This window comes from Streptomyces sp. NRRL WC-3605 (assembly GCF_001509795.1).
Classification (GTDB): Bacteria; Actinomycetota; Actinomycetes; order Streptomycetales; family Streptomycetaceae; genus Streptomyces; species Streptomyces viridochromogenes.
In genome coordinates, this window is record NZ_LLZN01000075.1 from 38,868 (window position 1) to 49,584 (window position 10,717).

The 10,717-nt window shown below is 72.0% G+C and carries 12 protein-coding genes; all 12 read left to right on the forward strand.

Annotated features, from left to right (window positions below):
• The first annotated feature begins 202 nt into the window (after nucleotides 1–202).
• A complete protein-coding gene (locus ADL34_RS25295) occupies nucleotides 203–1,495 on the forward strand; it encodes a helix-turn-helix domain-containing protein (protein WP_062672071.1) in 1,293 nt (430 codons plus the stop codon).
• Nucleotides 1,496–1,645: 150 nt separating this feature from the next.
• Nucleotides 1,646–2,926: a hypothetical protein gene (locus ADL34_RS25300; protein ID WP_062672073.1), complete on the forward strand. Its 1,281-nt coding sequence runs from the start codon at nucleotides 1,646–1,648 to the stop codon at nucleotides 2,924–2,926.
• A 76-nt stretch (nucleotides 2,927–3,002) separates the two neighbouring features.
• Complete coding sequence (locus tag ADL34_RS25305; RefSeq protein ID WP_062672075.1) at nucleotides 3,003–3,575, forward strand: GNAT family N-acetyltransferase; 573 nt, start codon at nucleotides 3,003–3,005, stop codon at nucleotides 3,573–3,575.
• A gap of 126 nt (nucleotides 3,576–3,701) precedes the next feature.
• Entirely contained in the window at nucleotides 3,702–3,785 is an 84-nt protein-coding gene (locus ADL34_RS37255; RefSeq protein ID WP_360558067.1) for a putative leader peptide, read from the forward strand.
• Between the two features lie 129 nt (nucleotides 3,786–3,914).
• Nucleotides 3,915–5,615, forward strand: coding sequence for a nitrite/sulfite reductase (locus tag ADL34_RS25310; RefSeq protein ID WP_062672077.1), 1,701 nt, complete (start codon nucleotides 3,915–3,917; stop codon nucleotides 5,613–5,615).
• Nucleotides 5,612–5,791, forward strand: a complete 180-nt coding sequence (locus ADL34_RS25315; RefSeq protein ID WP_055624009.1) for a hypothetical protein — start codon at nucleotides 5,612–5,614, stop codon at nucleotides 5,789–5,791. The genes ADL34_RS25310 and ADL34_RS25315 overlap by 4 nt, the downstream gene beginning before the upstream one ends.
• Complete coding sequence (locus ADL34_RS25320) at nucleotides 5,788–6,495, forward strand: phosphoadenylyl-sulfate reductase (protein ID WP_062672079.1); 708 nt, start codon at nucleotides 5,788–5,790, stop codon at nucleotides 6,493–6,495. The genes ADL34_RS25315 and ADL34_RS25320 overlap by 4 nt, the downstream gene beginning before the upstream one ends.
• 26 nt (nucleotides 6,496–6,521) lie before the next feature.
• Nucleotides 6,522–7,058 carry an adenylyl-sulfate kinase gene (gene cysC, locus ADL34_RS25325; protein WP_062672081.1) on the forward strand — a complete coding sequence of 179 codons (537 nt, stop codon included), beginning with the start codon at nucleotides 6,522–6,524 and terminating at the stop codon, nucleotides 7,056–7,058.
• Nucleotides 7,055–7,993, forward strand: a complete 939-nt coding sequence (cysD, locus tag ADL34_RS25330; RefSeq protein WP_062672083.1) for a sulfate adenylyltransferase subunit CysD — start codon at nucleotides 7,055–7,057, stop codon at nucleotides 7,991–7,993. Before cysC ends, cysD begins: the two co-directional genes overlap by 4 nt.
• Nucleotides 7,994–7,995: 2 nt before the next feature.
• On the forward strand, nucleotides 7,996–9,330 hold the full coding sequence (locus ADL34_RS25335; RefSeq protein WP_062672085.1) for a sulfate adenylyltransferase subunit 1: 1,335 nt from the start codon (nucleotides 7,996–7,998) through the stop codon (nucleotides 9,328–9,330).
• A gap of 1 nt (nucleotide 9,331) precedes the next feature.
• On the forward strand, nucleotides 9,332–10,444 hold the full coding sequence (locus ADL34_RS25340) for an aliphatic sulfonate ABC transporter substrate-binding protein (protein WP_420714275.1): 1,113 nt from the start codon (nucleotides 9,332–9,334) through the stop codon (nucleotides 10,442–10,444).
• Nucleotides 10,445–10,474: 30 nt separating this feature from the next.
• On the forward strand, nucleotides 10,475–10,717 hold a 243-nt coding region (locus tag ADL34_RS25345; RefSeq protein WP_159038976.1), incomplete at its 3' end, for an ATP-binding cassette domain-containing protein.

Here is a 10,717-nt window from a genome sequence, read left to right on the forward strand (position 1 = left end):
CCCGTTCGAGGCGGCGGACGCCGCTCGGGACGGCGTCGTTCAAGTCTCGATCAGGCCAGAGCCGTCCACCAGGGTTGCAGGGGGTTGCAACTTGTTGGCGTCTGTGTGCGGACCGTGTCCCTCCATGTGCGCGGAGCGGCACTATGAGACGCACACAATGAGACGCACAGTCAGGTTGAGACCTCTTCTGCCGGGAGGACCCTTGGCGCTCTCGCCGACGGACGTGACGCAGCTGGCCGCCGTGGACTCGGCACGCGCCGCGCGCGTGCTCAGCGACGTCCGCGCGGCCACGCTCTCCGGGCAGCGCGCTCCCGTCGCGCCGCGCCCGGTGATCGAGCAGTCCTGGGAACGCATGCTGCGCAGCGGTGTGGACCCGGACCACGACGTCCGCGCGGGCCTGCTGTCCCGGGAGGAGGTGCAGCGGCGCCGGGAGGAGACCGCGCTGCGGCACGTGCTGCCGGTGCTGCGCGAGGGCCTGCTGTCGGTCGCGGACGTCGCCCACCACATCATGGTCGTCGCCGACGACGAGGGCCGGGTGCTGTGGCGGGAGGGCAGCCCCTCGGTGCTGCGGAAGGCGGACGGCCTCGGCTTCGAACTCGGCGCGGACTGGCGGGAGAGCGTCGTCGGCACGAACGGCGTGGGCACCCCGGCGGTGGTGCGCCGGCCCGTTCAGGTCTTCGCCGCCGAGCACTTCCAGCGCTCGCAGACCTCGTGGACGTGCACGGGCGCGCCCATCACGGACCCACGGGACGGCCGACTGATCGGGGTGGTGGACGTCAGCGGGCCGCTGGAGACGATGCATCCGGCGACGCTCGCCTGGGTCGACTCGGTGGCCAAACTGGCCGAGGCCCGGCTGCGGGAGCTGCACACCGCCTCGCTGGAGCGGTTGCGGGCCGTGGCCGCGCCGGCGCTGGCCCGGCTGACCGGGCGGGCCGTCGTCGTGGACCGGGACGGCTGGACCGCGGCGGTGACCGGGATGCCGTACACGCACCGGGTCGCGCTGCCGAAGTCGCCGGTGCCGGGCCGCAGATGGCTGCCGCCGCTCGGGCTGTGCACGATGGAGCCGCTCGCCGGGGGCTGGCTGCTGCGGCCCTGCGACGAACCCGGGTCGCCCGGCGCCACCCGCATCACGCTGGACCTGAGCGAACCGCGCCGCTGGTCGGTGACGGTGTCCGGCGGCGCCGGCACATGGAGTCACGAACTGAGTCCCCGGCACGCCGAGTTGCTGTGCCTGCTGGCGATGGACCGGGGCGGGCGCAGCGCGGCGCGCCTGGCGGAGGACATGTTCGGGGACGCGCGGCGCACGGTGACGGTGCGTGCGGAGATGTCGCGGGTGCGCCGCTACCTCGGGGCGCATCTGGAGCACCGGCCGTACCGCTTCCGGGAGGACGCCGAGGTGGAGGTGCTGCTGCCGCGGGACCCGCGCGCTCTGCTGCCGCATTCGACGGCGCCCGGGATCGCACGCGCGCGGGGAGCGGGGTCCCGGCCGGGATGATCCGGTCCACCACCTTCTTGCGCATATTTGCAGGGTCTTCGTCCGCGGGGGTGCCTTCCTGCCGTAGCATCCCTGGTACGGGCCGCCCCACCTGCTCCTTCGGTCAACGCTCGGGCCGATGGGCGCAGTTGGCTCGCCTCGGGAGGTTTGATGAAGCACCGCGGCAGACACCGTCGACGCAAGCAGGGCCGTGCGCTGCGCGCGTTCCTCGCCGGAACCGCCCTGGCGCTCACCGCCGCCGCCACGATGATCAGCGCCTCGCAGGCCACGGTGGGTGACGATCCCGGGGCCCTGAAGCCGCTCGCGGGGGCCGCCGGGACGGACGCGCTGCGGCTGCGCGAGCAGCTCGTCCCGGAGGCGACGCTCGACAGGCTGTCCTCCGCGATGGGGAAGCCGGTCGGGGTGGGTGCCGTCCTGGAGGGTGCCCAGCACACGCTGCGTGACGCGGACGGGTGCACGGCCGGGGAGCGCACGGGGCTGCCGGTCGCCCCGGCGGCGACCCACGCCTACTGCTGGGACGCCGGGGACACCCGGTCCTGGCGGGCGGGTGCGGTGACCACCTCGGGCGACGCCGACGACGACGGCTGGTGGAACGACCACCGGGTGATCCTGTCCGGCTGGAGCCAGGGCGGCGGCTCGCTGGCCCGGGTGTCGTTCGTGGACGCCACCGACATGGACCAGTTGCTGTACACCTCGGTGCTGCTCGTCGTCCCGGTGGACGGCGGGCGGGACTACCGCCCGCTGACGTCCCGGCTGTCGGGCATGGCCTGGTACCAGGACAAGCTGCTGGTCACCGCGGGCGACGGGCTGTACGTGTACGACCTGGACCGCGTGCAGCGCACCACGGTGGACAGCGCCGCCGTGGGCCGGACCGCCGCGGGCTGGTCGGCGCACGGCCTCGGTTTCGTGCTGCCGGCCGTCGGCTCGTACCGGCTGGCCGGCCGGGACGCGCCCCGGCTGGGGACGGTGTCGCTGGACCGCAGCACGGCGCCGGACAGCCTGGTCGCGAGCGAGCGGACCCCGGCGGACGGCGACGGGCACGCCCGGCTGTGGCGGTACGCGTTCAGCAAGGACCCGGCCCGCGCGGGCCTGCTGGCCACGGACGCCACCGGATCGGTCCGGGCCGTCGAGGCGTACGAGACGGAGGCGTCCGGTGTCGAGGGCGTGCTGTCGCGCCGGGCACCGGGGACGGACCGGGCCGGCTGGTACGTGGGGCGGGCTCCGGCCCGTACGGACCGGCACGGCAGCCTGTGGCGCCAGGACACCGACGGAGCCGAGGCGACGCGGTGCGGCACGGAGGGCGCCCCGAGGTGCTGGGGCCTGGGAGCCGGCTCCCTGTCGTACTGGGAGGCGACCGGCGAGGTGTGGTCGCAGTCGGGGCGGACGCTGTTCGCGGTGCCGCTGCGGTCGATCGACGCCGCCCTGGACTGAGGGGCGGGGCCCGGCCGGGGCGGCCCGGCCAGGGGGCCGATCGACAGATCCGCCGTCGGGATGATTGCCTGACGGCATGCCCACCATCGCCGTGACCACCTGGTCCCTGGAACAGACCGCCCCCACCGACCTCCTTCCGGCCGAAGCGCCGGACGGGGACGTGCGGGTGATCCGTGCCGAGGTCCCCTCGCCCGAGTTCAGCCGTTTCCTGTACGCGTCCGTCGGCGGGGACATCCGCTGGGTGGACCGGCTCGGCTGGAGCTACGCGCGGTGGCAGGAGCAGCTGGCGCGTCCGGGCGTCGAGACCTGGGTGGCGTACGACCGCGGGACCCCGGCGGGCTATGTGGAGCTGGAGGCGCAGGACGGCGGGGTCGTGGAGATCGTCTACTTCGGCCTGATCCCGGCCTTCCGCGGGCGGCGGATCGGCGGCCATCTGTTGGCGTACGCCACCTCCCGCGCCTGGGACCTCGCCGAGCGGTGGCCGGAGCTGCCGCCGACCAAGCGGGTGTGGCTGCACACGTGCAGCAAGGACGGGGAGCACGCGATGGCCAACTACCAGCGCCGAGGCTTCACGCTGTTCGACACGAAGGTCGAGGAGGAGGCCGAGGTGGCGACGCCCGGCCCGTGGCCCGGGGCGTACCCTGGCTGACCTGGCCGGAAACGGCCCCCTCGGGCCATGTGACCGACGACACCCTTGTCTCACTCTACGGGACAAGGGTGTCCACATCTCGGACGAAGCTGGACTGGTCTCAGATCGCCGTGCCACGCTTCCGTCATGCCTGGATCTGGAATTGCCTTGGTGAGTCGGCGGCACGTCGACCTGGGCCGCATGTCCAGCGCCATCTGTCCGGTGCGCTGACACCCTCGAGCGCCCGACTTCTCCTCTCTTTCTCGCTTCCGTCCCGCGCGATGCCGCGCACCTCTGCCCGTGCGCCCGTATGCGCAGGTCAAAGCCGCATTCCCGCCTGTCCCGAAGGACGTATCAACCATGGCCGCCACCCCGCAGAAGCCTGCCGCCGCGACTCCGCGCCGCAAGGTGAGCCGTCACCGCGGTGAGGGTCAGTGGGCCGTGGGCCACCACACCCCGCTGAACGGCAACGAGCAGTTCAAGAAGGACGACGACGGTCTCAATGTGCGGACACGCATTGAGACGATCTACTCCAAGCGCGGCTTCGACTCCATCGACCCCAACGACCTGCGCGGACGGATGCGCTGGTGGGGTCTGTACACCCAGCGCAAGCCCGGTATCGACGGCGGCAAGACGGCCGTCCTGGAGCCGGAGGAGCTGGACGACTCCTACTTCATGCTGCGCGTCCGCATCGACGGCGGCGCTCTCACCACCCGGCAGCTGCGGGTGATCGGCGAGATCTCGCAGGAGTACGCGCGCGGCACCGCGGACATCACCGACCGGCAGAACGTCCAGTACCACTGGATCCGGATCGAGGACGTGCCCGCCATCTGGGAGCGCCTGGAGGGCGTGGGGCTGTCCACGGTCACGGCCTGCGGCGACACCCCGCGTGTGATGATCGGCTCGCCGGTCGCCGGGATCGCCGAGGACGAGATCATCGACGCCACCCCCGCGCTGGAGGAGATGAAGCGCCGGGTCCTGAACAACCCGGCGTACTCCAACCTCCCCCGCAAGTTCAAGACGGCCATCTCGGGATCGCCGCTCCTGGACGTGGTGCACGAGATCAACGACGTCGCGTTCGTCGGCGTACGGCACCCCGAGCACGGCCCCGGCTTCGACCTCTGGGTCGGCGGCGGCCTGTCCACCAACCCCAAGCTGGGGGTGCGCCTCGGCGCCTGGGTGCCGATCGACGAGGTGCCGGACGTCTACGAGGGCGTCATCTCGATCTTCCGTGACTACGGCTACCGCCGGCTGCGCAACCGGGCCCGCCTGAAGTTCCTCGTCGCCGACTGGGGCGCGGAGAAGTTCCGCCAGGTTCTGGAGGACGAGTACCTGGGCGGGCGCAAGCTCGTCGACGGGCCCGCCCCCGAGCAGCCCGTGCAGCAGTGGCGCGACCACATCGGCGTGCACCGGCAGCAGGACGGCCGCTTCTACGTCGGCTTCGCCCCGCGCGTGGGACGCGTCGACGGCGCCACGCTCACGAAGATCGCCGACCTGGCCGAGGCCCATGGCTCGGGCCGGGTGCGCACGACGGTCGAGCAGAAGATGATCGTGCTCGACGTCGAGCAGGACCAGGTCGACTCGCTGGTCGACGGCTTGGAGGCGCTGGACCTGACCGCGCGGCCGTCCACCTTCCGGCGCGGCACGATGGCCTGCACCGGCATCGAGTTCTGCAAGCTCGCGATCGTCGAGACCAAGCAGCGCGGCTCCCAGCTGATCGACGAACTGGAGCGCCGCCTGCCGGACTTCGAGGAGCCGCTGACCATCAACCTCAACGGCTGCCCGAACGCCTGCGCCCGTATCCAGGTGGCGGACATCGGTCTCAAGGGGCAGCTGGTCCTGAACGACCGGGGCGAGCAGGTGGAGGGCTACCAGGTGCACCTCGGCGGCGCGCTCGGCCTGGAGGCCGGGTTCGGCCGCAAGGTCCGCGGCCTGAAGGTCACCTCCGAGGAGCTGCCCGACTACATCGAGCGGGTCCTCAAGCGGTTCCAGGCGGAGCGCGAGGAGGGCGAGCGGTTCGCGTCCTGGGCCGCGCGCGCCTCGGAGGAGGCCCTGTCATGAGCGAGCGGGCCGCGCCCTTCTACTGCCCCTACTGCGGCGACGAGGACCTGCGCCCGAGCGAGGAGGGCCACGGCGCCTGGGAGTGCGCCGCGTGCAACCGCGCCTTCCGGCTGAAGTTCCTCGGGCTGCTCGCACGGGGCCTTCGGCACGACGACACCGGGGGAGACGAGATATGACGGCGACTCACGAACGCACGACGGACGAGCTGCGCGCACTCGCCGAGCAGGCGGGCCGCGACCTGGAGGACGCCTCCGCGCTGGAGATCCTCCAGTGGGCGGCCGGCACCTTCGGCGAGCGGTTCTGCGTGACCTCTTCGATGGAGGACGCGGTCGTCGCCCACCTCGCCTCCCGTGCGATGCCCGGCGTCGACGTGGTGTTCCTGGACACCGGCTACCACTTCGAGGAGACCATCGGCACCCGCGACGCCGTCGAGGCCGTGATGGACGTCAACGTCATCACCCTGACCCCCCGGCAGACGGTCGCCGAGCAGGACGCCGAGTACGGCCCGAAGCTGCACGACCGCGACCCCGACCTGTGCTGCAGGCTCCGCAAGGTCGAGCCGCTGGAGCGGGGCCTCGCGGATTACGTGGCCTGGGCGACCGGGCTGCGCCGCGACGAGTCCCCGACCCGGGCGAACACCCCGGTGGTCGGGTGGGACGAGAAGCGGCGGAAGGTGAAGGTCTCCCCCATCGCCCGCTGGACCCAGGACGACGTGGACGCCTACGTCGCCGAACACGGCGTGCTGACCAATCCGCTGCTGACGGACGGCTACGCCTCCGTGGGCTGCGCCCCGTGCACCCGCCGGGTCCTCGCCGGCGAGGACGCGCGGGCCGGCCGCTGGGCGGGCCGCGCCAAGACCGAGTGCGGACTGCACGGATGACGACCCCCCAGACTCAGGAGAACCACGTGACGACCGGAGCCACCGTCTGGCTCACGGGTCTGCCGAGCGCCGGCAAGACCACCATCGCCCACGAACTGGCCGGCCGGCTGCGCGCCGAGGGCCACCGGGTCGAGGTCCTCGACGGCGACGAGATCCGCGAGTTCATCTCGGCGGGCCTCGGCTTCAGCCGCGAGGACCGGCACACCAACGTGCAGCGCATCGGCTTCGTCGCCGAACTGCTCGCCCGCAACGGCGTCAAGGCACTCGTCCCGGTGATCGCGCCCTACGCCGACAGCCGCGAGGCGGTCCGCAAGCGCCACCAGGAGAGCGGGGCGCCCTATCTGGAGGTGCACGTGGCCACGCCGGTCGACGTGTGCTCCGTCCGCGATGTGAAGGGGCTGTACGCCAAGCAGGCCGCGGGCGAGCTGAGCGGGCTCACCGGGGTCGACGACCCGTACGAGGAGCCCGAGTCGCCGGATCTGCGGATCGAGTCGCAGCACCAGACCGTGCAGGAGTCCGCGGCGTCCGTGTACGCCCTGCTCACCGAAAGGGGACTGGCATGACGACGACCGTCGCGACGCAGCGGGAGGGTACGGACAGCCCGTACGCCCTGTCGCACCTGGACGCCCTGGAGTCCGAGGCCGTCCACATCTTCCGTGAGGTGGCCGGCGAGTTCGAGCGGCCGGTGATCCTGTTCTCCGGCGGCAAGGACTCCATCGTCATGCTGCATCTGGCGCTGAAGGCGTTCGCGCCCGCGCCGGTGCCGTTCTCGCTGCTGCACGTGGACACGGGCCACAACTTCCCCGAGGTCATCGAGTACCGGGACCGCACGGTCGACAGGCACCGGCTGCGGCTGCACGTCGCCTCCGTGCAGGACTACATCGACCGGGGGGTGCTCAAGGAGCGCCCGGACGGCACCCGCAACCCGCTGCAGACCCTGCCGCTGACGGAGAAGATCCAGGCGGAGAAGTTCGACGCGGTCTTCGGCGGCGGACGCCGCGACGAGGAGAAGGCCCGCGCGAAGGAGCGGGTGTTCAGCCTCCGCGACGAGTTCTCGCAGTGGGACCCGCGCCGCCAGCGCCCCGAGCTGTGGAACCTGTACAACGGACGGCACGCCCCCGGCGAGCACGTCCGGGTCTTCCCGCTGTCCAACTGGACCGAGCTGGACGTCTGGCAGTACATCGCCCGCGAGGGCATCGAGCTGCCGCAGATCTACTTCGCGCACGAGCGCGAGGTGTTCCTGCGCAACGGCATGTGGCTGACGGCCGGCGACTGGGGCGGCCCGAAGGACGACGAGACCGTCGAGAAGCGCCTCGTGCGCTACCGCACGGTCGGCGACATGTCCTGCACCGGCGCCGTGGAGTCCGAAGCGGTGAGCCTGGAGCAGGTCATCACCGAGATCGCCGCGTCCCGGCTCACCGAGCGCGGCGCCACCCGCGCCGACGACAAGCTCTCCGAGGCCGCGATGGAAGACCGTAAGCGCGAGGGGTACTTCTAAGCATGAGCACCACGACGACCGAGGAACTCTCGGCCACCACCCTGCTGCGGTTCGCCACCGCGGGCTCCGTCGACGACGGCAAGTCCACCCTGGTCGGGCGGCTGCTGCACGACTCCAAGTCGGTGCTCGCAGACCAGCTGGAGGCCGTCGAGCACGCCTCCCGCAACCGCGGTCAGGACACCCCCGACCTCGCGCTGCTCACCGACGGCCTGCGCGCCGAACGCGAGCAGGGCATCACGATCGACGTGGCGTACCGCTACTTCGCCACGCCGCGCCGCCGGTTCATCCTCGCCGACACCCCCGGCCATGTGCAGTACACCCGGAACATGGTGACCGGCGCGTCCACGGCCGAGCTGACGGTGATCCTCGTCGACGCCCGCAACGGCGTGGTCGAGCAGACCCGCCGGCACGCGGCCATCGCCGCCCTGCTGCGCGTCCCGCACGTGGTACTCGCCGTGAACAAGATGGACCTGGTGGACTACCAGGAGTCCGTGTTCGCGGCGATCGCCGAGGAGTTCACGGCGTACGCGCTGGAACTGGGTGTCCCGGAGATCACCGCCATCCCGATCTCGGCGCTGGCCGGCGACAACGTGGTGGACCCGTCCGCGCACATGGACTGGTACGGCGGACCGACGTTCCTGGAGCACCTGGAGACGGTCCCGGTCAGCCACGACCTGAGCCACTGCCACGCCCGGCTGCCCGTGCAGTACGTGATCCGGCCGCAGAGCGCCGAACACCCCGACTACCGGGGCTACGCCGGCCAGATCGCCGCCGGTTCGTTCCGGGTCGGCGAGCCGGTGACCGTGCTGCCGTCCGGCCGCACCTCGCGGATCTCCGGGATCGACCTGCTGGGCGAGCCCGTCGACGTCGCCTGGACCACGCAGTCGGTGACCGTCCTCCTGGAGGACGACATCGACGTCTCGCGCGGCGACCTGATCGTGCCGACCACGGACGCGCCCCCGACCTCGCAGGACATCGAGGCCACGGTCTGCCACGTCGCCGACGCCCCGCTGACCGTCGGCCACCGGGTGCTGCTCAAGCACGGCACCCGGACCGTGAAGGCGATCGTCAAGGACATCCCGTCCCGGCTCACGCTCTCCGACCTGTCCCTGCACCCGCACCCCGGGCAGCTCGTCGCCAACGACATCGGCCGCGTCAAGGTGCGCACCGCCGAGCCGCTGCCGGTCGACTCCTACGCCGACTCCCGCCGTACGGGCTCGTTCATCCTGATCGATCCGAGCGACGGCACCACGCTCACGGCGGGAATGGTCGGCGAGTCCTTCGCCTCCCCGGAGCCGGTCAAGGAGGAGCCCGAGGACGACGGGTGGGATTTCTGACGTGACACGTTCCGTGTCCGCCCGCCGCGCCCCGCGCCGGACGCTCGCCGTCCTGGCCGCGCTGCCGCTGCTCGCCCTCGCGGCGTGCGGCTACGGCTCGCAGGCCAAGGACTCCGGCGAGCACGCCGTCGCCGGGGCGGCCAAGGTGGACGGCCTGGACTCGGTGCGCATCGGGTACTTCGGGAACCTGACCCACGCCACGGCCCTGGTCGGCCGGCACGAGGGCCTGTTCCAGAAGGAGCTGGGCGGGACCCGGGCGGAGTACGCCACGTTCAACGCCGGTCCTTCGGAGATCGAGGCGCTGAACTCCGGCTCGATCGACATCGGCTGGATCGGCCCCTCCCCCGCCGTCAACGGCTACGTCAAGGCGCGGGGCGAGAACCTGCGGATCGTCTCCGGTTCGGCGTCGGGCGGCGTCAAGCTCGTCGTGGACCCGGAGAGGATCAAGTCCCTGAAGGACGTCGAGGGCAAGCGGATCGCCACCCCGCAGCTCGGCAACACGCAGGACGTGGCGTTCCTCAACTGGGCCAAGGACCAGGGCTGGAAGGTCGACGCCGAGAGCGGAAAGGGCGACGTCTCCGTCGTCCGCACCGACAACAAGATCACCCCGGACGCGTACAAATCCGGTTCGATCGACGGCGCGTGGGTGCCCGAGCCGACCGCCTCGAAGCTGGTCGCCGAGGGCGGCAAGGTGCTGCTCGACGAGTCCGACCTGTGGCCCGACAAGAAGTTCGTGATCACGAACGTCGTCGTGTCGCAGCGCTTCCTGAAGGAGCACCCGAAGGCCGTCGAGGCCGTCCTGCGTGGCTCCGTGGAGGCGAACCGCTGGATCACCGCCCACCAGGGGCGGGCGAAGGCCGCGGCCAACGCCCAGTTGGAGGCCGACACCGGCAAGCCGCTGCCCGCCGCGGTCCTCGATCCGGCATGGCGGTCCCTCACGGTCACCGACGACCCGCTGGCGGCCACCCTGCGCACCCAGGCCGGTCACGCGGTCCAGGCGGGCCTGCTCCAGCGGCCCGACCTGACCGGCATCTACGACCTGGGCCCGCTGAACAAGGTCCTGAAGGCCGAGGGCGCACCCGCGGTCGACGACGCCGGACTCGGCGCCGAGTAAGCCCATCCATCGAGTTCCCAGGAGGTGACGATGGCCACCGCCCTCGCCACGGCCGCCGGCACGGACGCGTCCGTCGAGCACGCCGCCCGGATCGAGCATGTCTCGAAGTCCTTCGCCGGCCCGGCCGGGCAGCAGCTCGTCCTCGACGACATCACCCTCGACGTCGCCCCGGGCGAGTTCGTCACCCTCCTGGGGGCCTCCGGCTGCGGCAAGTCCACCCTGCTCAACCTGGTCGCCGGCCTCGACCGGCCCAGCGCGGGCACCATCACCACC

Coding starts and splice junctions, on each gene's coding strand:
- ADL34_RS25315 (WP_055624009.1), top strand. CDS start 5,612: ATGAGCGAGCGGGCCGCGCCCTTCTACTGCCCCTACTGCGGCGACGAG.
- ADL34_RS25335 (WP_062672085.1), top strand. CDS start 7,996: ATGAGCACCACGACGACCGAGGAACTCTCGGCCACCACCCTGCTGCGG.
- ADL34_RS25320 (WP_062672079.1), top strand. CDS start 5,788: ATGACGGCGACTCACGAACGCACGACGGACGAGCTGCGCGCACTCGCC.
- ADL34_RS25310 (WP_062672077.1), top strand. CDS start 3,915: ATGGCCGCCACCCCGCAGAAGCCTGCCGCCGCGACTCCGCGCCGCAAG.
- ADL34_RS25300 (WP_062672073.1), top strand. CDS start 1,646: ATGAAGCACCGCGGCAGACACCGTCGACGCAAGCAGGGCCGTGCGCTG.
- cysD (WP_062672083.1), top strand. CDS start 7,055: ATGACGACGACCGTCGCGACGCAGCGGGAGGGTACGGACAGCCCGTAC.
- ADL34_RS37255 (WP_360558067.1), top strand. CDS start 3,702: ATGCCTGGATCTGGAATTGCCTTGGTGAGTCGGCGGCACGTCGACCTG.
- ADL34_RS25305 (WP_062672075.1), top strand. CDS start 3,003: ATGCCCACCATCGCCGTGACCACCTGGTCCCTGGAACAGACCGCCCCC.